Below are 25,724 nucleotides of genomic sequence, written 5' to 3' on the forward strand. Positions count from 1 at the left end.
CGCTACCCCGTCATCCGCCGCAACGCCATCCACAAGGGCAAATAACACCCCACCCCCACACCACCACGAACACCCACACCACACCGCCAGACCACCCTGCCCACACAACGGTCAAAACACGAGCGGTGCCCGCCGGACCGCAAGGTCCGACGGGCACCGGGGTACCGCAGGTGTTCCGGGTCAGCGGGTCATGCCGAACCGGTGGCGACGCCGCCAGCCGAACGCGGTGAGCATCAGCACCACACCGGCGCCGACCAGCCCGCCACCGACCTTCAGCGGCGTGCTCAGGTTGTCACCGGTCACCGGCAGGTGCGGGTGCGGCTTCTTCTTCGGCAGCACGGTGATCGTCGTGCTGGCCGTACGCCCCGAGGTGCGCCCGGTCGCCGTGAAGGTGATTCGCCCGACGTCGCTCGGCCGGTAGCTCACGGTGAAGTTGCCGTTCGCGTCCGTCTGCGCCGTGAAGTGCCGCGGCGCGGGCTGCGGCTGCGAGTAGTCCACCTTCACCATGGCGACGGTGGTGCCGTCGCTGCGTCGGGCCGGCGCCTGCCCGGGCACGGCCGCGGCGAGGGGCGCCACGGTGACGTCGATGTCGACGATCTCGTTCGGCCCGAAGCCGGTGCCGGTGAGCACCACCGTCTCGCCGAGGAAGATGGTCGTCGGGTTGGCCGTCAGCGAGGGCGTGACGGGCGGGTACGGTGGCGGCTGCGGCGTGCTGTCGGCGGGTGGCTGCGGCTGAGCAGCCCCCGCGGCGGTCGGCACGGCCACGATGGCCAGACCGACCGTCAGCGCCATGAGAATGCGGGATAGCCGCATGATGGTCTCCTCCTACTGTTTGCAGCTAGGTGCGGGAACTACTTGGGTGGTCCATGGGGTGGCGGTCGGTGTGTGCCAGAGTTCGGCGGTGCCGGTGGTGTTCCTGCCGGTCAGCAGGTCCACGTCGAGGGTCCGGGTGGCGCCGGGAGCGACGTCCACGGTGGCGATGACCACCTGTCGGCGACGTTCGATCCCGCTGCCCAGCGGGGTCGGTTTTCCGTCGACCCGGGCGCTGAGCACCGTGCCGCCCGCCGGGCTGTAGACGGAGATCAGGGTCCGGGCCGTGTACGGGTCGCCGGCCATGCCGAGTCCGAGCACCGACTTGGCCAGACCCGAGTCGGGGGCCGAGGAGTGCAGGGTGAAGCGCAGCTTGAGCTGCCGCCGCCCCTCGTCGGCGCAGTCGCCGGTGGTGAGGGTCGCCGTCGGCCGTAGGTAGTAGCCGAGCTTCGCGCCGCTGCCATCGTTGAGGAAGACCCCGACGGTCGGCGTGGCCTCCTGTTCGGGGAGCGCACCGGCGAGCCGGGTGTCGGCGAACGTCCGCTGTTCCGTGGATCGGGCACTCCAGAACAGTATCCGTCTTTCCGTGATGGAGCGGTCCAAAGCCGACAAAAGCACTCTTGGGTTGACCTTCTTCGTGAGGAAGGCGTCGAACACGGCGGAGGCCGAGGCGGCGAAGAAGGCGTCCTGCCCGGTGTCGTCGCGGCCCTGGTAGGCGTCGCTGAGCAGGGTGCGCACCACCTGATTGCTGACCAGGGTGGCGTCGCCGGGCACCTGCACCGGGCCGGTGGCCTGGAGCAGGTAGGACAGCATCACCGGGTCGACGGTCAGCACCCCGTCGACGGTCACCCCGCTGTGCCGCCGGTACATCTCCCGGTAGAGCTTCGCCGCGGCGGGGAAGTTCGGGCTCAGGTTGACGTCGGCCGGGTAGATGCCCGGCAGGTCGGTGTAGAGCCGACGCACCTCCTCGTCCACCCGCAGCGCCGGGGTGAACCGCCCGAACTGGGCGCTGGTGCCCTGCTCGCGCATCCGGATCCGCCCGTCGTCGGCGTGGATCACCGCGTACGCGCCGAACATGCCGCCGGTCGCGCGCAGCTCGGCGAGGTTCTGCGAGAGCAGCAGGTAGCTGCGTGGTCCGTCCGCGCCGAGCAGGGCGGGCAGCACCCGGGCACCCCGGTCGGCCGCTCCGGTCAGCCCGGCCAGCCGGTCGATCTCCGCCCGCAGCTCGGTCAACGCCGTACCGAGCTGGCTGACCAGGTCCTCGGCGGGTACCGCGTCGAGGCCGGCCCGGGATCTGCGCACCGCGGCGTCGGCGGCGGTCAGGTCCGCCGAGGCGGCCCGCAGTCGGGCCAGGTCCAGCCGTCCCTCGGTCGGCACCAGCGTGGTCAGGTCGGTGCGCAGCAGCGCCGGGAACGCCTCCCGGGCCAGGTCGTCGATGGCCACCGCGATGGTCCGGACGGCCGCGACGTCGTCCCCGGCGTACGGGGCGTGCCGGGCGAGCGCCCACCCGGGGTCCCCGGTGGCGGTCCGGGCGGCCCCGGCCTGCTCCTGCAACGCCGCCAGGGTGCGCTGGGCCCGGTCGAGGTCGCCGCCGAGCACCTGGGTGCTCAGCTCCCGGGCGAGCCCGGCGGCGTTGACCAGGTGGGCGCGCGCCTGCCAGCCACGGAACCCCACCCAGCCGGCGGCACCGAACAGCACCGACCCGACGACCAGGCAGACCAGCAGGGCCCGACGGACCCGTCGCCGGGTCCGCCGCCGCAGTCTCCGTCGGCCGCTGCGCGACCTACCGCTCTCCGCCACCCGCTGCTCCGCTCTCCCTTTCGGGCGATATGACCGTTCATGAGCTTTGTAGCACGACAAATACCACTGTCAGGCTGTTACCGAATTTTCGTACTTGGATTAGTTCGCGCGGGATTGCCCGGTGGGCACCCGGGGGGACGCCACGTCCCGCAGCAGCGACTCGATCCGGTCCACCCCGGCCCGCAGCGACATCTCCCGCAGGTAGGTCTCCCGCCCCCGCCGCCCCATCTCCGCCCGCGCGGGCGGTGGGATCGTGCTGGCCAGCCAGAACCGGTCGGCCAGCGCGGCCCAGTCCTCGGGCGGGCAGGACAGGCCGGCCCGGGCCCGCTCCACCAGTGCCGCGGTGTCGCCCCCGGCCGAGGCCACCAGCGGGGCGGCACAGGCCAGCGCGGACTGCACCTTGCTCGGCACCGTCCCGTTCAGTTCCGGCAGATCCCGCAGGGTCACCAGCTGGTAGTCGGCGGCGGCGTACAGCTCGGGCATCTCCCCCGGCGACCGCCGGTCGAGGAACCGCACGTTGCCGGCCCCGAGTTCGCCGGCCAGGCCCCGCACCCGCCGCTCCTGCGCCCCGGAGCCGACCAGCACCAGATCCATCCGGTCGTGCAGCGCCGCGGCCGCCCGGACCGCCGTCTCCAGGCCCTGCCGTTCGCCGATCGTGCCGGCGTGCATGACGACGCAGCGCGCGTCCCCACGGACCAGCGCCTGGGCGGCCCGGCCGGCGCGCACCGGTTGGAAGATCCGCTCGTCGGTCCAGTTGGGCACGGTACGCACCCGGTCCCCGGCGACCCCGTCGGCGAGCACCAGGTCCCGCATCGAGGGGGCGGTGACCGCCACCGCGTCGGCCGCCCGCAGGACCCGGCGCATGGTGGTGGTGATCCGGCCGGGCCGCTGCGGATCGGTCGCGACCTCCCCGGTCCAGAGATCCTGCACGTGCAGCACGGTGGGCACCCGGCCGAGCAGCCGCAGCAGCCCGGCGGCGGCGAAGCTGGTCGCGGGGAACTGGAAGACGTAGAGCACGTCGACGCCGGCCAGGTACCGTCGTCCGGCGAGCGCCGCGCTGCCGGCGAAGGAGAGGTAGCCGGCCATCCGGGCGGTGGGCGAGGCGTCGCCGCCCGCGTAGCGGGGCACCCGGCGTACGGTCAACCGCTCGCTGTGGGTCACGTGCCGCCAGCGCTGCCGCCACCCGGGATAGACGTGGCCGCCGGGATAGTCCGGGAAACCGGTCAGCACCCGCACCTCGTGTCCGCGCCGGGCCAGTTCCTCGGCGAGGCTGCCGGGGATGAACGCCGGTTCCGGCGGGAAGTGGTACGACAGGATTCCCACCCTCATCGCCGCGCTCCCCTCCGCGTACCGTCGGCGGGTCGTCGACCGACGCGGTCGAGGGCCGGGGGGCGACGGCGCACCGCCGCCCCCGACCCGCGGGCCGCCGTCGCCGCCCCGCCCGTGGCGGGCAGGGCGGGACGGACGGACGGACCCGCGGCGGCACTCATCGCGGCAGCCGGGTGAGTTCCTGCGTCCGGTCGCTGGCCGGGTGCAGCCCCTGGTCGTCGCGGTGGGCGGCGGTGGCGCGGTCGGCCGGCACCGACGCCGGCGACGCGGTGGCGATCCGGTACGCCTCGTACTGGTAGGCGTCCGCGCGGGCCACCTTGGCCATGTTGAGCACACACCCGAGCAGCCGCACCGACACGGAGTGCAGGGACCGGGCCGCCGCGGCGGCCTGGGCGCGCGAGGTACGCCCCTGCTGGGTGACCAGCAACGCGCCGTCGGCCTGCACGGCCACCACCACGCCGTCGGTGACGGCCAGCAGGGGCGCGGTGTCGATCACCACGATGTCGGCGGACTCGCGCAGCGACAGGAGCAGGTCGGCCATCGACTTGGACCCCAGCAGCTCGCTCGGGTTCGGCGGGGTCGAGCCGCTGGGCAGCACCAGCAGGGACTTGTCGCCCCAGCGCTGCACCACGTCACCGACCTGGACGTCGCCGACGAGCACGTCGGTGAGCCCGACGCCGCCGTCGACGCCGAGATAGTCGGCGACCTTGGGGCGGCGCAGGTCGGCGTCGACCAGCAGCACCCGCCAGCCCGCCTCGGCCAGCGCGATCGCCAGGTTGCAGGACAGGGTGGTCTTCCCCTCCCCCTGCAACGCGCTGGTCACCGCGATCACCCGGGCCGGCTCGTGCACGTCCACGAAGCGCAGGTTGGTCCGCAGCTTGCGGACCGCCTCCGCGCGGGCCGACGTCGCCGCCTCACCGACGATCAGCGGCGCCGACTTGGCCGCCTGGTCGAACGGGATGTCGCCGAGCAGTGGGCTGCCGGTGGCGCGTTGCAGGCCGGCGGCGTCACGCAGCCGTACGTCGACCATGCCGCGCAGCACGGCGAGCGCCACGCCGAGCAGGAGCCCGACCAGGACGCCGAGGGCGAGGTTGCGGTTGGGCTGCGGGGAGACCGGGCTGGCGCTGACCCGGGGGCCGCCCACCACCTCGATCCGGGTCGGTCCGGCCTTGCCGTCCGACGTGGTCTCGATCTTCTTGACCAGCTCGACGAACTTGGCCGACAGGGCCTCGGTGACCTTCATGGCCCGGGTCTGGTCGGTGTCGGTGACGCTGGCCCGCAGCAGCACGGTGCCCGGTTCGGTGGAGGTGGCGACCCGGCGCTGGATGTCGTCGGCGGTGAGGCCGAGGCCGGAGTCGGCGACCACGGCCTGCGCCAGGCGGTCGCTGCGCAGCAGGTCGGCATACGACTTCACCCGCTGCTGGAGGAAGAGTTCGCCCTGGTAGGCGTTGCTCACGCCCTGGTTGGGGGCGGTGACGAAGAAGGTCACCGAGGCCACGTAACGGGGCGCCGTGCGGACCGTGACCAGCGCCGCCGAGCCGACCGTCAGCATCAGCGTGACCAGGACGATCCACCAGTGTCGGCGGACCAGGCGCAGGCAGGTGCGGACGTCCATCACGCCCTCCGTTCCGGCGGAACGGCCAGCTGGTGAAAAAGCACGAAGTCTCCCTAGGTTCCCATAACGCCGTGAGAGTATCTAAACGCAGCGAGTAGCCCTTTAAGTTGCAAAAACAACGTATACGATGCAAACCGCTTGCCAGTGCCGAATCCTCGCAATCACGGAACAAAACGCAGAGGACGCCAATGAACCACGTAGACCCCCGGCCCGACGACGACCCCAGCCAGCGGCGCGACTGGGTCACGCGACGCGCGAAGGCCCTGTCCTTGCTAACGCTCGACACCGCCTCCTGGTGCGCAGGTTTCCTGGTCGCCTCCTGGGCCCGGTACGAGTTCGGCATCACCCCCCGGCAGTGCGCCCTGGCCCTCGGCGCCGCCGGCGTGTGCGCGGTCATCCACGCGGCGCTCGAACAGGTCCGGTTCACCGCCCGGGGCCGACACCCGGTCGGCAGCGTCGGCGAGGCCCGCGACCTGGGCGGGACGGTCGTGCTGGCCGCCGCCGTGGCGCTGGCCGCGCTGCTGCCGATGGCCGAACGACCCATCCCGGCCAGCGTGCCGATCCTCGGCGCCGCCGTGGCGTTGCTGCTGATGGGGACCGGCCGGGTCACCTACCGGTGGCGACGCGACCGCGACGCCCGGCCCGCCCGCTCGGCCGACCGGACCCTGATCTACGGGGTCGACGCGGCCAGCGAACGCCTCGTCCGGGTGCTGCTCGGCGACCCGACCAGCGGCTACCTGCCAGTGGGGCTGCTCGACGACGACCCCGAACGGCAGGGGCTGCGGGTGGCCGGGCTCCGGGTGCTCGGCGGCCGGGAGCAACTGATCCAGGCCGTCCGCGCCACCCGGGCCGGCACGGTGATCTTCTCGATCAACGGCTCGGACGCCGAACTGATGCGCGACGTCCGCAGCCGCACCCTGCAGGCCGGCGCCGCGTTCAAGGTGCTGCCGCCCGTACGCGAGCTGCTGGACCGCCCGGTCACCGCGCACGCCGTCCGCGACCTGCAACTCACCGACCTGCTCGGACGGGCCCAGCGGGTGGCCGAACTACCCGTCGAGCGCAACGGGCTCGCCGGACGCCGGGTGCTGGTCACCGGGGCGGGCGGCTCGATCGGCTCGGAGCTGTGCCGGCAGATCGCCCGCTGCGACCCCGGCGAGCTGATGATGCTCGACCGGGACGAGTCGGCGCTGCACGCGCTGCAGATGTCCCTGCACGGCCGGGCGCTGCTGGACGGGCCGGAACTGATCCTCGCCGACCTCCGCGACGCCGACGGGATCGCCCGGATCATCGCCGAACGGCGGCCCGACATCGTCTTCCACGCCGCCGCCCTCAAACACCTCACCCTGTTGCAGCGGCACCCGGGCGAGGCGGTCAAGACCAACGTCCAGGGCACCCTCAACGTGCTGGAGGCGTGCCGCGACGTCGCCGAGTTCGTGAACATCTCCACCGACAAGGCGGCCAACCCGATCAGCGTCCTCGGCTACTCCAAGCGGATCACCGAGCGGCTGACCGCGCACTACGCCGAGCGGTACGGCGGGGCGTTCCTCAGCGTCCGCTTCGGCAACGTGCTCAGCAGCCGGGGTTCGGTGCTCACCGCGTTCCAGGCCCAGGTCCGGGCCGGGCTGCCGATCACCGTTACCCACCCGGACGTGACCCGGTACTTCATGACCGTGCAGGAGGCGGTGCACCTGGTGCTCCAGGCCGCCGTCGTCGGCCGGGGCGGGGAGGCGCTGGTGCTGGACATGGGCGAGCCGGTACGCATCGCCGAGGTGGCCCAGCGGCTGGCGGCCGAGGCGGCCCAGCCGCCCGAGATCGTCTACACCGGCCTGCGCCCCGGGGAGAAGCTGCACGAGGACCTGTTCGGCGTCGACGAGATCGACAGCCGGCCGCTGCACCCGCTCATCTCCCACGTCCGGGTCCCCGCGCTGGACCCGGCGGACCTGGCCGGGCTCGACCCGTACGGCGAGCCGGAAGAGCTGGTCAAACGGCTCGCGGCCTGCTGCGACGACCGCCTCGTCCGGGTCGACGACACCGCCCGGCTGTCCACCCTGCCGTCACCACGCTGAACCCACCGTCCGCCCGGCGTGCCGCCGGGCGGACGGTGGTGGGCGCTCAGCGGTGCCGGCCCGCGTCGTCGTCCCGCCCGTCCGGTTCGGTCTCCTCCAGCGCCTCGGTGACCGACCCGGTCAGGTCGTCACCCGGCACCGCGACCGCCTCGGCCCGGTCCTGCTCGTCGGGGCGGCCACCGGGTGGGGGCTGCGGCGCGGTGGCCCCGCCCGCGAAACCGTACTCGTTCGGCTCGTCGTGCCGGCTCATAGGGGAATCCTTCCCGTCACGTTCGGTTCGTGCCCTGCTGGCCCCCGGTGGGGGTGTGCTCGGCTTACCCACGTCCGGGGGTCGGTAGTCGGCGGCGCGCTGGGTGGGGGCGCGGTGGACGCCGCCGCGTTCAGCCCGGCCCCCAGCAGGTGACGCAGCACCACGACCGCCGCCGCCGTCGCCAGCGCCGACCAGCTCCGGCCGCCGGCCAGCCGGAGCAGGCCCGCGGCGACCAGCAGGTCGAGCAGGACCCGCAGGGCGGTCCGCCAGGACCGGGTGGTCAGCAGCGCCACCGCGCCGACGCCGAGGGCGAGCGCACTCACCCCGGTGGCGAGCAGCACCGCGACCCCGGTCATCGGGACGGCCCGCCACCGTCCCCGGCCGGGACCGGCTGCCGCTCGGGGTGCGCCCGGTCACCGGCGTCCACCTGCCGCTTCTCCCGGGCGATCTCCCGGCGCAGGACGACGTTCAGCGCGGTCCGGATGGTGGCGATCGCCGCCAGCTGACCGAGCTGGGCGAAGGTCGGCGACACCGCGGTCCGCAGGATGTCCGCCGCCAGCTGGAACTCCAGGCCGAGGGTGAGGAACCGGCCGAGGGAGAGCCGGATCGGGGTGAACACGGCGGCGCTGCGGTGCCGCAGCCCCTCGACCACGAACCGCAGCGCCGCCCAGAGCGCGCCGACGACGATGACGGTCGCGCCGATGGTCTCCACGACCCCCACCACGACCGCGTCGCCGTGGCGCAACAGCTCGTCCAGGCTCACCGGGTGGCGTTACCCGCCCGCACCCCGGCTAGTCGACGGTCAGGACAGCTCGCGCACCGCCTCCAGGATCAGCCACAGGCCGCAGATGGCGAAGAGCACCGCCGCGCCGTACCGGATGGTCCGCTCCGGCAGGTGCCGGCCGAGCAGCCGGCCGACCAGGATGGCCAACGCGTCGGCGGCCACCATGCCCAGCGTCGAGCCGAGCCAGGTGCCGAACCAGCCGTACTTGGTGGCCAGGGTGATGGTGGCGAGCATCGTCTTGTCGCCCAGCTCGGCCAGGAAGAACGCGACACCGACGGCGAAGATGGCGGACTTGCCGGTCTTCTCCGCCTTGCGCTTCTCCTCCTCGGTGAGCTTGTCGCCGCGCAGCGTCCAGACGCCGAAGCCGAGGAACGCCAGGCCGGCGACCAGCGAGATCCACCCGGTGGGCAGCGCCGCGTTCAGGCCGACCCCGATCGCCACCGAGGCCAGGTGCACGATCGCGGTGGCGACGGTGATGCCGATCAGCACCGGGACCGTCTTGAACCGGGTGGCGAACGTGAGCGCCATGAGCTGGGACTTGTCCCCCAGCTCGGCGACGAAGATGACGCCGAAGCTGACGACCAGCGCGACGAGGAAACCGTCCATGAGGAACCTTCCCGATCAGGCCGGGAGGAGGTGACGGGGCGACCTCGACCCGGCTGTGTTGACAGCCAGAGTCGAAGGTCTCGCCCGCCCCACCGCTGGTGGGGCCGCGTGGCCGGGTGCGGAACGCACCAGTGTGTCGACCACGACATTGGGGGCTACTCCCCTTCGCGCCTGCCAGCCTAACCGAACGGCCCGACCGGCCGGTGCGCCGGGTGCGCCAGGTCACCCCGGAGGGTGCCCGTCGACGCCCCGACGCACCGGGCCGGCCCGGTCGGCGGTCAGGCGACGCGGGCCAGGGTGACCCCGAACAGGCCGTCCGGGTCGGTCCAGAACTCCGTCGGCAGGAATCCGGCCGCCGTCAGCTCCGCGCCGATCCCCGCCGGCCGGAACTTCGCCGACACCTCCGTACGCAGCTCCTCGTCGGCGGCGAACCCGACGGTCAGGTCGAGCGCGTCGACGCGGATCCGCATCGGGCGTCGGGCCCGCAGCCGCATCTCGATCCACTCCTGCGCCGGGTCCCAGTGGGCGACGTGGGCGAACGCGTCCGGGTCGAAGTCGGCGTCGAGCTCCCGGTTGATCACCCGCAGCACGTTGCGGTTGAACTCGGCGGTGACCCCGGCCGCGTCGTCGTACGCCGGCACGATCACCGCCGGGTCCTTGACCAGGTCGGTGCCGACGAGCAGGTGGTCGCCCGGCTCCAGGGCGGCGCGCATGGCGGCCAGGAAGTCGGCCCGCTCGGCCGGCACCAGGTTGCCGATGGTGCCGCCCAGGAAGACCACCAACCGACGACCACCGGTCGGCAGGCGGTCCAGTTGCCGGGTGAAGTCCCCGACGATGCCGCGCACCCGCAGCGCCGGATAGTCCGTGGCGATCTGCACGGTGGACTGCCGCAGCGCGCTCACCGACACGTCCAGCGGCACGAAGGTGCCCAGCCCGCCGTGCCGGGTGAAGGCGTCCAACAACAGCCGGGTCTTCTCCGACGAACCGGAGCCCAACTCGATCAGGGTCTTCGCCCCGGTCGCCGCCGCGATGTCGGGCGCCCGTTCGGCCAGCACCGCCCGTTCCGCCCGGGTCGGGTAGTACTCCGGCAGCCGGGTGATCTCCTCGAACAACTCGCTGCCCCGGGCGTCGTAGAACCACTTCGGGGGCAGCCACTTGGGGTCGGCAGCCAGCCCGGTCCGCACGTCGGACCGCAGCGCCCGGTCGAGGTCCCGCTCCTCCAGGTAGATCTCCAGCGGTTCCGCGCTCATGTCGTCCTCTCCTGCACCGAAAACCTCCTGTTCCGTCCGGTCAATCCAGCTCGCCGACCTGCACGCCGTCCGGTCCCGCCCGGACCCACCGCCGGTCGGGCACCTCCCGCCAGCCGGGCGCGTCGTCCACCGGCTCGGAGGCCAGCAGCGCCGTACCGTCGTCGGCGCGCACCCACAACGCGTGCCCCCACACGCTCGCCACCACCGACACGCCGTCGGTGAGCAGCAGGTTCAGCCGTGACCCCGGGGCCGCGGCGGCGACCTCCCGGACGGTCGCGGTGACCGCCTCGGTCGGCGACGCGCCGGCCCGTAGCCGGTGCCGGACCAGCGCCCACAGCAGCGCCGAGTCGGTCGGCGCGTCGAGGGTGAGCAGGTCCCGCACCGGCAGGCCGCCGGCCGGTCCGACCACCGAGTCCGGCCAGCCACGCACCACCCCGTTGTGGCTGAACAACCACCGCCCCCCGGCGAACGGCGCGGCGGCGCTCTCCTGCACCGGCATGCCGACCGTGCCGGAACGCACCGCCGCCAGCACCGCGCCGGAGCAGGTCACCGCGGCCAGCTCGGGCAGCGTCGGGTCGGACCAGATCGGGCCGGCCCGGCGGTACCGCACCGGGGCCCCGCCGCGACCGTCGTCCCCGCCCGTGCCGGGGTACCAGCCGACGCCGAAGCCGTCGACGTTGACCGTGCCGCCGCCGCGCATGTCCCGGGGGGCCCAGGACTGCCGGACCAGCGAGTGCGGCGGGTCGTACAGCAGCGACCGCAGGGTCACCGGGGGGCCGAGGTACGCCAGGTGCCGGCACATCAGGCGACACCGCCTCTCACCCGTGGGCCTCCTCGGGCCGGGCGTCACGGGCGCAGCGGAAGCCGCTGAAGATCTGCCGCCGGATCGGGTGGTCCCAGTTGCGGAAGGTGCCCCGGCAGGCCGCCCGATCGGTGCCGAACGAGCCGCCACGCAGCACCCGGTAGTCGCCGCCGAAGAACACCTCCGAATACTCCCGGTAGGGGAAGACGGCGAAGCCGGGATGCCCGTGGAAGGGGCTCGCCGTCCACTCCCAGACGTCGCCGATGAGCTGGTGCACGCCGAGCGGCGAGGCGCCCGCCGGATAGGCCCCGACCGGTGCCGGCCACAGGTGCCGCTGTCCCAGGTTGGCGTGCTCGGCGGTCGGCTCGTCGTCGCCCCACGGCCAGCGCCGGGAGCGCCCGGTCGCCGGGTCCCAACGGGCCGCCTTCTCCCACTCCGCCTCGGTCGGCAGCCGTTTGCCGGCCCACCGCGCGTACGCCTGCGCCTCGTGCCAGCAGACGTGTACCACCGGCTCGTCGTCGCGTACCGGCGCCCACCGGCCGAACCGCTGGTACGCCCAGCCGTCGCCGTCGCGTCGCCAGTGCATCGGCGCGGTCAGCCCGGCCTCGGTGCGGTGCCGCCAGCCGGCCGCGCTCCACCAGCGCGGGTCGTCGTACCCGCCGTCGGCGAGGAACTCCCGGTACGCGCCGTTGGTGACCGGCGCGGCGTCGATGACGTACGCGGGCAGGTCGACGGTGTGCGCCGGGCGTTCGTTGTCCAGCGCCCACGGATCGGTCGAGGTGCCCATGGTGAACGGCCCCGCCGGCACCAGCACCTCGGCGGCGACCCGGGCCCGGGGCTCGGGGGGTGGAGGCGCGTCGAGCACCGGCGGCCCGGAGCGTAGCTGGTGGGTGGCGAGCATGGTCTCGTCGTGCTGCTGCTCGTGCTGCACGATCATGCCGAAGACGAAGCCGTCGGCGACCAGCGGCCGCTCGGAGAACCGGACCCCGTCGAGCAGGTCGTGCACCTTGTCCCGCACGGTCGCCACATAGGCCCGCGCCTCGGTCGGGGGCAGCAGCGGCAGGGAGGGGCGGTCCTTACGGGGCTGTTTGAACGCGTCGTACAGGTCGTCGATGTCGCGCCGCACCGGCTCCCGCCCACCGACGTCCCGGACCAGCCACAGTTCCTCCTGGTTGCCCACGTGGGCAAGGTCCCAGACCAGCGGGGACATCAGTGTCGAGTGCTGCCGGACCAGGTCGTCGTCGTCGACCGCGCTGGTCAACGCGTCGGTGCGGGCCCGGGTCCGGGCCAGTTCGGCGGCGATCCGGCTGCGCAACGCCTCGGGCTGCGCGCCCGGTTGCTCGGTGGTGGTCACCGGTCTCCCCTCTGCGCTGCGGCGATCCGTCGGCGGATCCCGCGGTCGATCTCGTCGTGGGTGTCGGTCGGCAGGTCGAGCGTCGGCAGCATCTCCCGGGCCAGGTCGAGCAGGGCCACGGCCGCCGTGGCCAGGGCCGGGTCGGCCAGCCCGTACCGGGCGGCGGTGCGCCAGCGGTCGGCCACCGGCGCGGCGATCGTCCGGGCCGCCCGGACCGTCCGCTCGTCGCCCAGCAGCGCGGTCAGCACGACCAGTGGGAGCGTCCAGTCCCGGCCGGGTTGGGCGTCGAGGTAGCGGACCTCCAGGTAGCCGCGCGGGCGTACCGGTGGGAAGAGGGTGCTGACGTGGTATTCCAGGTCGTCGGTGGTGGGTGGGTCGGGCAGTGCCCCGGCTATCCAGTCGGCGAACGTGACCCCGCGCGGGGGTGTCCAGTCCGGGCCGTCGTGACGCAGACAGAGCAGGGGCGCGGCGAGGACGTACTGCGTCCAGGCGGCGACCGGGTCCCGGTCCGGCTGGTGCGCCGACCAGACCGGACCGGTGCGGGCCGGGTCGATGTCCAGCCAGGCGGCCATCCGGGCGGACGCCCAGCCGGTGGGCCGCCCGGCGTGCCGGTCGGCGGTGGCGAAGGCCGCCACCAGTGGTGGCCCGACCGCGTGCACCGCCGCCCAGCGCTCGGCCAGGCCGGCGGCCGGGCCGACGTCGAGGCAGACCTGGAGGCCGGCGGTGCTGTACATCATGGTCTGCCCGGCCGGGCCGCGCCGGTCGAAGACGCAGCGCATGGCGCGGTAGCGCGGGGTGTCGACCACCGGGCGGGGGTCACGCCACGGGTCGATGCCGGTCTGCCCGCGCACCAGGCCGGCACGGGCGAGCAGGGCGTCAAGTTCGTCGATGTCGGCCTGGGTGGCCGAGACGAGCGCGGCGACCGAGGATCGCGGCGCGGTGGACAACTCCACCTGACCGCCCGGCTCGACGGTCACGGCGCTGCCGTGCCGCAGGGGGCGGGCCGGGCTGGTGTCGTCCAGGGTGGAGGGGCTGTGTGGCCCGAGTGCCGCTCGGAGCCGCGCCCGGTCCAGTGGCCGGGCGGGGTCGGCGACGTCGTGGACGGTCCATTCCAGTTCGACGCCGGTGAGGGTGGGTGGGCCGGTCTTGAAGCAGATGCGGGCCAGGTGCCCGGCCGCCCCGGCGACCTCGCCGAGCACGGTCGACCGGTCCAGCCCGGGCGACGTCACCACGAGACGGTTTCCTCCCGACGAAGGGTCCGACCATGCCGGCCGGCGGGCACGGCCGACAGGGGCCGTCCCGTCCTCCATCTTCTGTCCCGGGGACCGATCCCGCAGACCCGACGGGAAGAAATAATTGTGAAGCCTTTTCGACTAGTTCCTGGGGCCGGGCCCCCCGCCGGGGCTGGCCGGACCACCTGTGGCATCGGACGGCTTGGCCGGCGGGCGCTGCGGAACCAGGGTGCGGCAGTACGCCTCCACCCGGTCGGCTCCGCCCGCGGCGGCCACCAGGTCGGCGTACCCGGGCCTGGTCAACGCCTTCGCCCGCTGCGGGGGCGGCATGGCCAGGTAGGCCCGGCACTGCCCGACCAGTTTGCCGGTGTTCGCCGGCCCGCTGTGGCCGGGCGGCGCGGGCGGCGCCGAGGGGCCACCACCGGGCACGGTGCCGCCGGGCCGCCGCGACGGGCTCTGCCGCTGCGGTTCGGACCGGTACGGCGACGGCCGGTCGGTGTCGGCACCGGTGGCCGTGGCGGTGGCGGTGGCGGTGGCGGACGGGACAGGTCCGGGTGTCCGCTCGGCGGGACGGTCGAGGGCCGCCGCAGCGAAGGCGACCCCGGCGGTGGCGGTGGCGGCCAGCGCGGCGATCCAGGCCACCACACCGGTGGACAGCCGGGGACGCCGCCGGACGGCCGGGGCGGGCCCGGGTGCCGCCGCGCCCCGGGCGGCCCGGAACGCCGCCAGTGCCGCCTGCTCACCGGCGAGCTCGTCGACCCGGGCCGGTGCGGCGGCCGCGGCCAGCAACCGGGTGAGCGGATCGTCGGTGGACGGCACGGTCCCTGGCCCGGTCGAATCGAGCAGCCGCTCGGCCTCGGCCCGGCTCACCGGCCGACCGGAGCGGGCCGACCGGCGGAGGTTCATCCAGTCTCCCCTCATGTCAGCCGTCCGCCGCCTCGGCCCGCGACGCGTGCGGCGTCGGCCGGGGGCGGGGCGGGGCGACCCGCTCGTCGTCGGACGACCGGGGGGCGTCCCCGCGTTCCAGCATCGCCGCCAGCCGTCGCAGCCCCCGGTGCGCGGCCGTGCGGACCGCACCCGGCCGCCGGCCGAGCACCCGACCGGCGGTCTCCGCGTCCAGTCCCATCACCGCCCGCAGCAGCACCGCCTCGGCCTCCCGGGGCGGCAGGGTGGAGATCAACGCCAGCGCGGACTCGGTGCCGATCGTCTCGCCGGCCCGTTCGGCGGTGTCGGCGTCACCGGCGAGGTCGCTGAGGTCCTGGACGGGAACCGGCAGGGACGGGCGGCGACGCTGGCGACGCAGGTGGTCCATGGCCCGGTTCCGGGCGATCGTCACCGCCCAGGCGCGGAACTCGCCGCCGGTGAAGCGGGACAGGTCCCGGGCGATCTGCAACCAGGTCTCGGAGGCCACGTCCTCGGCGTCCGGACCGACGAGCGCGGTGAGGTAGCGCAGCAGGCCCGGCTGGAGGCTGCGGTACAGGACGCGGAACGACTCCTCGTCGCCGGCCTGCGCCGCCGCGACGGCCCCGGTCAGGTCATCGGTCACCGCCGGGCCGCCCCGTCGACCGACCCGGGCCGGCAGCCGGCGGACACACCGCCGCCCCGGCCCGACCAGCGGACCCCTTCGCGCACCTTCAGCCCCCCCGCTGCCCCGCTCGCACCCGACGCCGGAGGTCGGGTGACCCGTCTGGTACGCCGCCGGGAGAGTACGGCGTCGGGTCTGGGCGCGGTACCGGCACCGGGACGGGCCAGAGGGGGGCAACACTAGGAGCCGGAGCAGGGCGCAGGCAAGCGGTCAACGGGGCGGAAAAGGTGAGATAGATCAATCTCGCTGGCGGCGCGTCGGAGTAACACCGATCACCCTCCGGACGCTTAGCCGCGACGTTCTCCGTCCCGACCACGAGGCCACGGCGCACCGTCGGTGACCCCGCGACAGCCACCGGTTACCGACCGTCAGGCCGGCCCCCCGCCGGGACCTGGACAGGTGGTCCCACGAAAACTCCGAAGGGATATCGGCGTCTGCCGGACGGGAGGACCCTGGGTACGGTATGGGGGTGTTGTCATCCGAGGTCGTGCTCAGCGGTCGCTACCGCCTGGACGAACGTGTCGCCACCGGCGGCATGGGCGATGTGTGGCGGGCCACCGACCTGGTTCTCGGTCGCCAGGTCGCGGTGAAGGTGCTGCTGCCGGCGCTCGTCTCGGATCCCGACTTCATCGCCCGGTTCCGCGCCGAGGCGCGGATCATGGCGGCGCTGCGCCACCCCGGCATCGTGCAGGTCTTCGACTGCGGTGAGGACCGGCTCGACGACGGCGGCCGGGCCGACTACCTGGTCATGGAGTTCGTCGAGGGCGAACCGCTGTCGCGGCGGATCGAGTCCGCCGGCCACCTGGACGTGGACGAGACGATGTCGGTCGTGGCACAGGCCGCCCAGGCCCTGCACGCCGCGCACGCCGGCGGCATCGTGCACCGCGACGTCAAGCCGAGCAACCTGCTGGTGCAGGAGGACGGCACGGTGGTGCTGGTCGACTTCGGCGTCGCCCGCTCCACCAATGTGACGAGCATCACCAGTGCGAACGCGGTGCCGGGCACCGCCCTCTACATGGCGCCCGAGCAGGCGTCCGGCCGGCCCGTGTCGGCCGCCACCGACATCTACGCCCTCGGCGCGGTGGCGTACTGCTGCCTGACCGGGCAGCCACCGTTCACCGGGGACAACCCGCTCCAGGTGGCCGTGCGGCATCTGGACGACGAGCCGCCGGAGCTGCCCGCCGACATTCCGGTGGCGGTCCGGGCCCTGGTGGCGCGGGCGCTGGAGAAGGACCCGGCGGACCGCTTCGCCACCGGCGCCGAGATGGCCACCGCCGCCCGCGCCGCCGCCGGTGACGACACCGCCGCCACCGCCCTGGTGACGCCGCCGCTGCGCCACCCGTCCCGGGCCGACGGCGTGCGGGTCGACCCGGCGGGAACGTCGACGACGGTGGTCGGCTCGGGGTCGCGGCGGGGCCGCCGGGGTTCCCTGGTCGGCGCGCTGGCCGCGGTGCTGGTGGCCCTGACCGCGCTCGGTGCCGCGTTGGGCGCCTCGAAGTCGCTCGACAGCGGCGTGCCCAACATCCGCAGCACGGGCCCGGCGGTGGCCCCCACCGACCGCTCCGAGATCCCGGCGGTGGTCGAGGAGACCGGCTCCGACGAGTCGTCGCGTCCGCCCCGGCCGACCAACCAGTACGAGAAGCCGTCGCCGTCGGTCTCGGTCAGTCCGACGCCGCTGCCGAACGGCTCACCCTCGACGCCGCCGACGAACTCCGCGCCACCCACCCCGACGGCGCCGGCCACCAGCGAGCCCGCCCCGACGGGTACGCCCACCACCGGGCCGACCCAGGGCGAGCCGACGGCGACCACGACCGAGGCGGGTGGCGGGGGCGGCAACAACCCGCCACCGGCCGGCACCTGACCGGTCGTCGCCCGGCACCGGGAACACCACCGACCCCAGGAATACCAAAACGGACGTAGATCGCTATATCGCCATCTAGGCTCCCTGCAAGGACACGCTTGCAGGGAGCCCGGATGAACGCACAGAAGCTGGTCGTCATCGGTCAGGGATACGTCGGACTGCCGCTGGCCATGCGCGCCGTCGAGGCCGGGCTGGACGTGGTCGGGTTGGACGTCGACGCCGACCGGGTCAAGCGGCTGGCCTGCGGCGAGTCCTTCGTCGAGGACATCCCGGCCGACCGGCTGGGCCGGGCCCTGGCCAGCGGACGGTACCGGCCGAGCACCGAGTACCCGGACGCCGAGGGCTTCGACATCTGCGTGATCACCGTGCCCACCCCGCTGCGCGACGGGGTCCCCGACCTGAGTTTCGTCGAGCAGGCCGGTACCGCCGTCGGCCCGTACGTGCGGCGCGGCTGCACGGTGGTGCTGGAGTCGACCACCTACCCGGGGACCACCGAGGACCTGCTCCGGCCGCTGCTGGAGGCGGCGAGCGGGCTGCGCAGCCCGGGTGACTTCCACCTCGGTTACAGCCCGGAGCGGATCGACCCGGGCAACCCGACGTGGCGGTTGGAGAACACCCCGAAGGTGGTGTCCGGGGTGGACGCGGCGTCGCTGGAGCGGGTGGACGGCTTCTACCGGCGGCTGGTCGAGCGGACCGTGCCGGTGGACTCCACCCGGGTGGCCGAGCTGACCAAGCTGATCGAGAACACCTTCCGTCAGGTCAACATCGCGCTGATCAACGAGCTGGCGATGGCCTCCCACCAGCTCGGCATCGACGCCTGGCAGGCCATCGAGGCCGCCTCGTCCAAGCCGTTCGGGTTCATGCCGTTCCGGCCCGGCCCGGGGGTCGGCGGGCACTGCCTGCCGATCGACCCGTGTTACCTGTCGTGGCAGGTCAAGCGCACCCTGGGCCGGCCGTTCCGGTTCATCGAGCTGGCCGACGACATCAACCACCAGATGCCCGAGCACGTGGCCCAGCGGGTGATGGCCGGGTTGAACCGGATCGGCCGGCCGGTCAACGGGGCGCGGCTGCTGCTGCTCGGGTTGGCGTACAAGAAGAACACCGGTGACATGCGCGACTCGCCGGCGGTCGACGTGGCCCGCCGGTTGCAGGCGCTCGGCGCGGACGTGCACGCGGTGGAGCCGTACGCCGAGCCGCAGCACATCCCCGGCGGGGTGGTGGTGGTCGACCTGACCGCGCGGGAGGTCGCGGCGGCCGACGCGGTGGTCCTGGTCACCGACCACGACAGCTTCGACTACGACCTGGTCACCCGGCACGCCCGGTACGTCTTCGACACCCGGGACCGGTGCCGGGGCGCGATGGTGGAGCGGCTCTGACCGTCGCCCCGCCGGACGGCGGGGCGACGGCCGGGGTCACTGCTCGCCGAGCGCCTCGACCACCGGGCGGGCCAGGGCACGCCGGGCCGGCAGCACCGAGGCGGCCAGCGCGGCCAACACCGCCACGGCAAGGGTCAGTCCGAGCCGTCCCCAGGGCAGCACCAGCGTGAAACCGCCACCTAGCCGGGCTACGAAGGCCACCGTGCCGGCGCTGACCGCCACCCCCAGCGCGGTGCCCAGCAGCGCGCCGACCAGGGCGGTCAGCACCGCCTCGATGGCCAGCAGCAGGTGCATTCGCCCCCGGGACAACCCCACGGCACGCAGCACGGCGTTCTCCCGGGTCCGTTCCACCACCGCGAGGCTGAGCGTGTTCGCGACGCCGACCAGGGCGATCACCACGGCCAGACCGAGCAGCGCGGTGACGAAGGCGAGCAGCATGTCCACCGTGCCGGTGAGCATCTTCTTGTAGGCCGCCTGGTCCAGCAGGTTCACCGTCGGGTACCGGGCGAGCACCGTCTCGACGGCGGCGCGGGCCTGCGCGGCGGACACCCCGTCGGCCGGCTCGACCTCGGCCAGCTGGCCGCGTTCGTCGGGGTAGAGCGCGGTGAAGTCGCTGTCGGCCAGGTCGACCACGTGCCCGGCGGGCACCCCCTGCGACGTCGGGCCGTCGGCGGTGACCACGGCGGCCACCCGGAACGGACGCCCGGCGACGGCGACCGTCGACCCCACCCGCCAGCCCCGGGCGGCGGCCAGTTCGCGGTGCACCAGCACCGATCCGGGCCCCAGGTCCGCGACGTTTCCGGCGTCGACCGCGTCGAGGGTACGCCGGGCCAGCGCCGGGTGCGCCGACCGCAGCTCGACGCCGTCGACGACCCGGCTGCGGTGCTCGTGCACCACCCCCACCTCGGGTCGGGCGGCCAGTTCCCCGGCGAGCGGGGCGGGCAGCTCGACACCGACACCGGTGACCACGAAGTCGACGCCGATACGGGCGTCGACCGCACGCTCGATGCCCACCTTGACGCTGCCGGCGCCGACCACGAACGCCGAGACCAACCCGATGCCGATCACCAGGGCGGTGGCGGTCGCCGACACCCGGCGCGGGTTGCGGGCCGCGTTGGCCACGGCGAGCGCGGCGGTGGCCCCGAACACCGGCCGCAGCGGCCGGCCGAGCAACCGGACCAGCACCGGCACCAGCAGCGGACCGAACATGACCATCCCGAAGAAGGACAGCACCCCACCCATGGCGACCAGGACGATCTGCCCGACGGCGGCGGCCCCGGCCAGCGCGGCGATGCCGGCGACGCCGACCAGCGCGCCGAGGGTCAGCCGGACCCGCCCGGCGCCCCGGGCCGGGTGCCCGGCGGCGTCGGCGAGGGCGGCGACCGGCGGCACCCGGGTGCCCTGCCAGGCGGGCAGCAACGCGGACCCGACGGTGACCAGGATGCCGAGCAGCAGGCTGATCCCGACGGTCCGGGCGGTCACCGTCAGGCCGGCGGCGGGAAGCGGCAGATCGAGCCGGGGGACCAGGGCCGCCGCCCCGGCGGCCAGCCCGACCCCGAGCGCGACCCCGAGGGCCGAGCCGGCCAGCCCGAGCGCCGCCGCCTCCAGCGCGGCGGCCCGGAAGACCTGGCCCCGACGGGCCCCCACCAGCCGCAGCAGCGCGGTCCGCCGGGTCCGCTGGGCGAGCACGATGGCGAAGGTGTTGGCGATGACGAACCCCGCGACCACCACCGCCACCCCGGCGAAGACGAGCAGCACCAGGCGGAACTGGTCGAGGTCGCGCACGCCGTCCTCGACGGCCTCGTCGAGGATGCGCTGCCGGGACTTCACCGTGGCGTCCCCGCCGACCACGGCGGCCACCCGGTCGGCCAGGGCCGGCCCGGCCGTCCCCGCAGCGGCGGCCACCATGATCCGGTCGTAGCCGGGTTTCCCGCTGACGGTCAGCGCGTCCGCGCCGACCAGCCCGACGAACGGTCCGCCGACGTCGCGCGTGGTTGCGGCCACGTCGACGGTGCCGACCAGGGTGTACGGGCGGGCCGCGCCGGTTGCGCCGCCGACGCCGACCGGGCCGCCGAGCGTGAACCCCTGCGCGGCGACCGTGGGCGCGTCGAGGACCACCTCGCCGGGACGGTCGGGCAGCCGGCCGGCGACCACGTCGTAGGAACGCAACGCGGGTCCGGTGGGGATCGCGGCGAGCAACCCGACGCCGAGCACCGGCCGGCCGTCGACGCCGACCACCCCGACGAGGGCGGTCAGCTCCCCGGCGGCCTCGGCCACCCCGTCGACCGTGCGCACCCGGTCGACCAGGGACGGTGGCAGGGTGGTCCGGTCGGCGTAGACGCCCAGGTCGGTGTGCCTGTCGAAGGCGCCGGCCCGCTCGTACGCCCCGGCCTGCATGCCGTCGGTGAGCATCAGCGTGCCGGCGACGAAGGCGACACCGAGCACGATCGCCACCGAGGAGAGCAGCAGGCGCAGCGCGTCGGCGCGCAGCGTGCGCAGGGTCAACCGCCACATCCCGGTCACCGCCCCCACCGGCGACGCCCGGCCCGGGGACCTGCGGGTTTGCCGCCTTCGGCGGGCGGGCGGGGCGCGGTACGGACGGACATGGGGACTCCCGGTCGGCGTGGCACTGGTCCCCTCCGACGCTAGGCAGCGCCCCGGCGGCCCGCGTCCACCCGCACGCGCGACGCGGCTGCGCCGCAGGTCGACCCCGACCGGGGTGACCCGTACGACCCAGGTCGTACCCGGGTTCAGCCGCCCGGGGTGACCAGGCCGCTCTCGTACGCCAGGACCACCACCTGGACCCGGTCGCGGAGCTGGAGCTTGGCCAGGATCCGCCCCACGTGGGTCTTCACGGTCGCCTCGGCGACGTGCACCCGGGCGGCGATCTCGGCGTTGGCCAGCCCCTGCGCGACGAGCAGCAGGATCTCCCGTTCCCGGTCGGTGAGCTGCGCCAGTCGCGGGTCCTGCGCGGGTGCCGGGCCGAGCCGGTCGGCGAACCGGTCGAGCAGCCGGCGGGTGATCGACGGGGCGACCACCGAGTCCCCCTCGGCGACCACCCGGATCGCGGCCAGCAGCTCCTCCGGCGGCACGTTCTTGAGCAGGAACCCGCTGGCCCCGGCGCGCAGCGCGGCGAACGCGTCCGCCTCGGTGTCGAACGTGGTGAGCACCAGCACCCGGGGCCGGCCGTCGGTGGAGGCGGCGCAGATCCGGCGGGTCGCCTCCACCCCGTCCATGGTCGGCATCCGCAGGTCCATCACCACCACGTCGGCCTCGACCCCGGCCAGCACCCGCAGCGCGTCCGCCCCGTCGATCGCCTCGCCGACGACGGCCAGGTCGGGTTGGGAGTCCAGCACCATCCGGAAGCCGGCCCGGACCAGCGCCTGGTCGTCCACGATCACCACTCGTACGGTCATGCCGCGATCACCTCCGCCTCCGGGGTCGACGGTAGCGGCAGCCGTACCTCGACCTGCCACCCGCCACCGGTTCGGGGGCCGGCGGTGAGTCGGCCGTCGTACACGCCGACCCGCTCGCGCATGCCGACCAGGCCGTGCCCGCCGGAGGGGGCCGGCCGGGCCGGCGGGCGGCCGCGCCCGTCGTCGGTCACCCGGACCACCAGCCCGTCGTCGACGCCGAGCACGACCGTGGCGTGCGCGCCGACCCCGGCGTGTTTGAGGGTGTTGGTCAGGGCCTCCTGCACCACCCGGTAGACGGTCAGGTCGAGCCCGGGTGGCAGGGCGGCCGGCACGTCCCCGGCCCGGTACCCGACCCGCAGGCCGGCGTCGCGGAACCGGCCCACCAGGGCGGGCAGTTCGGCGACGGTGGCGCGGCGGCGTTCCGGTTCGGTGCCGGCGGTGTCCGCGCCGGGGCCGGTCGTCGTCTCCGGCGGGTCGGGCTCGCGCAGCACGTCGACGAGCCGGCGCATCTCCTCCAGGGCCTGCCGGCCGGTGTCGGCCACCACCTTGACCGCGTGCCGGGCGGTGTCCGGGTCCCGGTCGAACATCAGCCGGGCCCCGTCGGCCTGGACGATCATCACCGCCATGCTGTGGGCCACCACGTCGTGCAGCTCGCGGGCGATCCGGGCGCGTTCCCCGACCACCGCGGCGCGCGCCTCGGCCTCCCGTTCCCGTTCCAGGGTGGCGGCCCGCTCCTCGAGGCTGAGCACGTAGAGACGACGGGTGCGGACGTTCAGCGCGGCCAGCCACACCCCGCCGGTGATCAGGCCGAAGTAGATCGCCGGGCCCCACCAGGCGACGGCGGTCCGGGCCTGCGAGGCGGCCAGCAGCACCCCGACGGCGGCGACGGCGCCGGCCAGCACGCCGTCGCGCAGCCGGTCGGCGTACTTGACCACGCTGTAGAGGGCGATGAGCACGGCGATGTCGTAGGCCAGCGGCCCCCAGCCCGCGACCACCTGGACCAACGCCAGTGCGGCGACGACCGCCGCGACCAGTGAGGGGTGGCCGCGCCGGAACAGCAGGGCCACCGCCATGCCCAGGCCGACCAGCGCGGACGGCCAGCCACCTGGTTGGGCCGACAGGCCGGGCTGGGCCGCCGCCGTGACCAGGGTGAAGAGCACCACCAGCACGCTGACGCCGACGTCGAAGGCGACGCCGCGCAGCGGGCGACCGAACAGGGTACGGCTCACGGTGACCGAGCGTAGTGCCCCGCGCGGGGTGGCTGCGGGTCCGTCGGCCGACCGGGGTTCAGAGCAGCGCGCGGAGTCGGGCGATCTCCACGGTCTGTTCGGTCGCCACCGCGTTGGCGAACTCGTTGAGCTGCTGGTCGGCGCCGGCGGAGAGGAGCTCGGTGGCCATGGTCACCGCGCCGGTGTGGTGGGCGGTCATCAGCTGGACGAAGAGCCGGTCGAAGGCGGCTCCCCGGGCGGCGTCGAGCTGCCGGAGCGCCTCGGGGGACTGCATGCCCGGCATCCGGCCGTGGTCGTGGCCGGGTTCCCCGGCGGCGAGGCCCCGGGCGTCGAGCCAGCCGCGCAGCAGGCCGAGTTCCGGCCCCTGGGTGCCTCTGATCCGGGCGGCGATCGCCTTGACCTGGGCGCTGGCGGCCCGGTCGGGGGCCAGCTCGGCCATCTGGAGGGCCTGTTGGTGGTGCGGGATCATCATCCGCACGAACCAGACGTCGGGGGTGTTGTACCGGGGTGTGCCGGGGGCGCGGACCTCCTGCGCGGGCCGGGTCACGGCGGGCTCCCCCGGCCGGCCGGGCACGATCACCCCGGGGGTGTCGGGCGACCCGGTCGTGGTCGGCGTCGCCGTGGGGGCGGACGCCGTCGGGGTCGGCGGTCCGTCGGGGCGCAGGGCCAGCCCGACCGGCACCGCGACGGCGGCGGCGACTGTGACGGCGAGCAGGATGCGCCCACGTCGGCCGGTCATGCGACTCCCCCTCCGGTCGAGGTCGCCGCGATCGTATCCATTCACTGCCACCGATAGACGTGATGCAGCTCACATCAACTCTCATCACTGCCAGGTAAGGTGCCTGACACGCATCGTCCCCTTTCGAAGGGTTCCGCCGATGATCAGGTTCACCCTGCCCCGAGCACGGCAGTTGAAGATCGTCAGCGTGGTCGCCGCCGGCCTGCTGGTGGCGAGCGTCGCCACCAGCCCGGCGGGCAACGCCGCACCGGCCACCGCGACCCGGGGCGGGACGCCGGCGGCCCCCGGCCTCGCCGTCGACGAGATCTCCAGCAGCCCCAACCTGCGTCAGGTCGCCAACCTGCCCAAGCAGGCGCCGTTCGACACCACCAGCGCGCTCGGCACCGACATGGCCTTCCAGGGCCGGTACGCCTTCGTCGGCAACTACAACGGCTTCGTCATCTACGACATCGGCCGACCCAGCGCCCCGAAGATCGTGTCGCAGGTGCTCTGCCCCGGCTCGCAGAACGACATCTCAGTCTACGGCGACCTGCTCTTCCTCTCCACCGACTCGTCGCGCACCGACGACTCCTGCGCCAGCGCGTCGCAGCCCGCCTCGGTGAAGGAGTCCTGGGAGGGCATCAAGGTCTTCGACATCAGCGACAAGGCCAACCCGCGCTACGTCAAGTCGGTGGAGACCGCCTGCGGCTCGCACACCCACACCCTCGTCCCGGGCAAGGACCGCAGGACGGTCTACCTGTACGTGTCGTCCTACAGCCCCCGGGCGGACTTCCCCGACTGCCAGCCGCCGCACGACTCGATCTCGATCGTCAGGGTGCCGGTGCACAAGCCCACCGAGGCGGCCGTGGTGGCCACCCCGAACCTCTTCCCCGACGGCGGCTACGAGGGCATCCCGGGCCAGACCTCGGCCACCACCGGCTGCCACGACATCACCGCCTACCCGGCCAAGGACCTGGCCGCCGGCGCGTGCATGGGTGACGGCGTCCTGCTGGACATCCGCAACCGGGAGGCGCCCCGGGTGATCAACCGGGTGCGGGACACGGTCAACTTCGCGTTCTGGCACTCGGCGACGTTCAACAACGCCGGAACCAAGGTGGTGTTCACCGACGAACTCGGCGGCGGCGGCGCGGCCACCTGCAACGAGGTCGTCGGCCCGAACCGGGGCGCGGACGCCGTCTACGACGTCACCGGCCGGGGCGACGCCCGCACGATGGTCTTCCGCAGCTACTACAAGATCCCCCGGACCAACGCCGACACCGAGAACTGCGTGGCCCACAACGGCTCGCTGATCCCCGTCCTCGGCAAGGACATCATGGTGCAGGCCTGGTACCAGGGCGGGGTGTCGGTCTGGGACTTCACCGACTCGACCCGCCCGAAGGAGATCGGCTTCTGGGAGCGCGGGCCGCTGTCGGACACCCAGCTCACCACCGGCGGCGCCTGGTCGACGTACTACTACAACGGGCACATCTACTCCAGCGACATCCAGAAGGGCCTGGACGTGCTCAAGCTCAACGACTGGCGGACCTGGACGGCCGACCTCGTCCGGGTGCCCGAGCTGAACGCGCAGACCCAGGCCGGCTACCTGAGCTGGTAGTCCCCGAACGGCGACGGCCCGGCCCC

General features: G+C 74.1%; 22 protein-coding genes. 4 read left to right on the forward strand and 18 right to left on the reverse strand.

The genetic code is table 11. From position 1 onward, the window contains the following. Positions 1-180: 180 nt before the first annotated feature. The 4 genes from JQX11_RS00005 to JQX11_RS00020 form a co-directional block, all read right to left on the reverse strand. On the reverse strand, positions 181-813 hold the full coding sequence (locus JQX11_RS00005; protein ID WP_088646458.1) for a hypothetical protein: 633 nt from the start codon (positions 811-813) through the stop codon (positions 181-183). A gap of 12 nt (positions 814-825) precedes the next feature. Continuing rightward, complete coding sequence (locus JQX11_RS00010; RefSeq protein ID WP_204922857.1) at positions 826-2,610, reverse strand: DUF4012 domain-containing protein; 1,785 nt, start codon at positions 2,608-2,610, stop codon at positions 826-828. A 99-nt stretch (positions 2,611-2,709) separates the two neighbouring features. Next, positions 2,710-3,939 carry a glycosyltransferase family 4 protein gene (locus JQX11_RS00015; RefSeq protein WP_204922858.1) on the reverse strand — a complete coding sequence of 410 codons (1,230 nt, stop codon included), beginning with the start codon at positions 3,937-3,939 and terminating at the stop codon, positions 2,710-2,712. A gap of 157 nt (positions 3,940-4,096) precedes the next feature. Next, the gene (locus JQX11_RS00020; RefSeq protein WP_204922859.1) at positions 4,097-5,554 is read right to left on the reverse strand and encodes a tyrosine-protein kinase domain-containing protein; all 1,458 of its coding nucleotides are present in this window, start codon (positions 5,552-5,554) and stop codon (positions 4,097-4,099) included. A gap of 188 nt (positions 5,555-5,742) precedes the next feature. On the opposite strand from JQX11_RS00020, the gene JQX11_RS00025 reads away from it, so the two are divergent. Beyond that, positions 5,743-7,620, forward strand: a complete 1,878-nt coding sequence (locus JQX11_RS00025; protein ID WP_204922860.1) for a polysaccharide biosynthesis protein — start codon at positions 5,743-5,745, stop codon at positions 7,618-7,620. Between the two features lie 46 nt (positions 7,621-7,666). Here JQX11_RS00025 and JQX11_RS00030 read toward each other — a convergent pair whose 3' ends face one another. The 10 genes from JQX11_RS00030 to JQX11_RS00075 form a co-directional block, all read right to left on the reverse strand. After that, positions 7,667-7,870 (reverse strand): hypothetical protein, encoded by a 204-nt coding sequence (locus tag JQX11_RS00030; protein WP_204922861.1) that lies wholly within the window; start codon positions 7,868-7,870, stop codon positions 7,667-7,669. Further along, positions 7,867-8,226, reverse strand: a complete 360-nt coding sequence (locus JQX11_RS00035) for a hypothetical protein (protein ID WP_204922862.1) — start codon at positions 8,224-8,226, stop codon at positions 7,867-7,869. The genes JQX11_RS00030 and JQX11_RS00035 overlap by 4 nt, the downstream gene beginning before the upstream one ends. Continuing rightward, positions 8,223-8,633, reverse strand: a complete 411-nt coding sequence (locus tag JQX11_RS00040) for a DUF1622 domain-containing protein (protein ID WP_204922863.1) — start codon at positions 8,631-8,633, stop codon at positions 8,223-8,225. The genes JQX11_RS00035 and JQX11_RS00040 overlap by 4 nt, the downstream gene beginning before the upstream one ends. A gap of 39 nt (positions 8,634-8,672) precedes the next feature. Next, a complete protein-coding gene (locus JQX11_RS00045; protein WP_204922864.1) occupies positions 8,673-9,260 on the reverse strand; it encodes a TMEM165/GDT1 family protein in 588 nt (195 codons plus the stop codon). A gap of 278 nt (positions 9,261-9,538) precedes the next feature. After that, positions 9,539-10,510 carry an L-histidine N(alpha)-methyltransferase gene (gene egtD / locus JQX11_RS00050; protein ID WP_204922865.1) on the reverse strand — a complete coding sequence of 324 codons (972 nt, stop codon included), beginning with the start codon at positions 10,508-10,510 and terminating at the stop codon, positions 9,539-9,541. 40 nt (positions 10,511-10,550) lie between these two features. After that, positions 10,551-11,312 carry an ergothioneine biosynthesis protein EgtC gene (gene egtC, locus JQX11_RS00055; protein WP_204922866.1) on the reverse strand — a complete coding sequence of 254 codons (762 nt, stop codon included), beginning with the start codon at positions 11,310-11,312 and terminating at the stop codon, positions 10,551-10,553. Positions 11,313-11,328: 16 nt separating this feature from the next. After that, positions 11,329-12,666, reverse strand: a complete 1,338-nt coding sequence (egtB, locus tag JQX11_RS00060; protein ID WP_204922867.1) for an ergothioneine biosynthesis protein EgtB — start codon at positions 12,664-12,666, stop codon at positions 11,329-11,331. Further along, entirely contained in the window at positions 12,663-13,898 is a 1,236-nt protein-coding gene (gene egtA / locus JQX11_RS00065) for an ergothioneine biosynthesis glutamate--cysteine ligase EgtA (protein ID WP_204922868.1), read from the reverse strand. The genes egtB and egtA overlap by 4 nt, the downstream gene beginning before the upstream one ends. A 141-nt stretch (positions 13,899-14,039) precedes the next feature. After that, positions 14,040-14,804, reverse strand: a complete 765-nt coding sequence (locus JQX11_RS32855) for a hypothetical protein (protein WP_204922869.1) — start codon at positions 14,802-14,804, stop codon at positions 14,040-14,042. 16 nt (positions 14,805-14,820) lie between these two features. Continuing rightward, entirely contained in the window at positions 14,821-15,444 is a 624-nt protein-coding gene (locus JQX11_RS00075; RefSeq protein WP_204922870.1) for an RNA polymerase sigma factor, read from the reverse strand. Between the two features lie 508 nt (positions 15,445-15,952). On the opposite strand from JQX11_RS00075, the gene JQX11_RS00080 reads away from it, so the two are divergent. Both JQX11_RS00080 and JQX11_RS00085 read left to right on the forward strand, forming a co-directional pair. After that, a complete protein-coding gene (locus tag JQX11_RS00080; protein WP_204922871.1) occupies positions 15,953-17,344 on the forward strand; it encodes a serine/threonine-protein kinase in 1,392 nt (463 codons plus the stop codon). Between the two features lie 113 nt (positions 17,345-17,457). Continuing rightward, the gene (locus tag JQX11_RS00085) at positions 17,458-18,720 is read left to right on the forward strand and encodes a nucleotide sugar dehydrogenase (RefSeq protein ID WP_204922872.1); all 1,263 of its coding nucleotides are present in this window, start codon (positions 17,458-17,460) and stop codon (positions 18,718-18,720) included. A 36-nt stretch (positions 18,721-18,756) separates the two neighbouring features. Here JQX11_RS00085 and JQX11_RS00090 read toward each other — a convergent pair whose 3' ends face one another. From JQX11_RS00090 to JQX11_RS00105, 4 genes are all read right to left on the reverse strand, one after another. Further along, positions 18,757-21,234: an FtsX-like permease family protein gene (locus tag JQX11_RS00090; protein WP_204923537.1), complete on the reverse strand. Its 2,478-nt coding sequence runs from the start codon at positions 21,232-21,234 to the stop codon at positions 18,757-18,759. Positions 21,235-21,470: 236 nt separating this feature from the next. Next, the gene (locus JQX11_RS00095) at positions 21,471-22,136 is read right to left on the reverse strand and encodes a response regulator (protein ID WP_204922873.1); all 666 of its coding nucleotides are present in this window, start codon (positions 22,134-22,136) and stop codon (positions 21,471-21,473) included. Next, entirely contained in the window at positions 22,133-23,365 is a 1,233-nt protein-coding gene (locus tag JQX11_RS00100; protein WP_204922874.1) for a sensor histidine kinase, read from the reverse strand. The genes JQX11_RS00095 and JQX11_RS00100 overlap by 4 nt, the downstream gene beginning before the upstream one ends. Positions 23,366-23,423: 58 nt before the next feature. Continuing rightward, complete coding sequence (locus JQX11_RS00105; RefSeq protein ID WP_204922875.1) at positions 23,424-24,104, reverse strand: DUF305 domain-containing protein; 681 nt, start codon at positions 24,102-24,104, stop codon at positions 23,424-23,426. A 139-nt stretch (positions 24,105-24,243) separates the two neighbouring features. Between JQX11_RS00105 and JQX11_RS00110 the strand changes: the two genes are divergently transcribed. Further along, positions 24,244-25,698: an LVIVD repeat-containing protein gene (locus JQX11_RS00110; RefSeq protein ID WP_204922876.1), complete on the forward strand. Its 1,455-nt coding sequence runs from the start codon at positions 24,244-24,246 to the stop codon at positions 25,696-25,698. The last annotated feature ends 26 nt before the right edge of the window (positions 25,699-25,724 follow it).

This window comes from Micromonospora humida, from assembly GCF_016901255.1.
Lineage (GTDB): Bacteria > Actinomycetota > Actinomycetes > Mycobacteriales > Micromonosporaceae > Micromonospora > Micromonospora wenchangensis.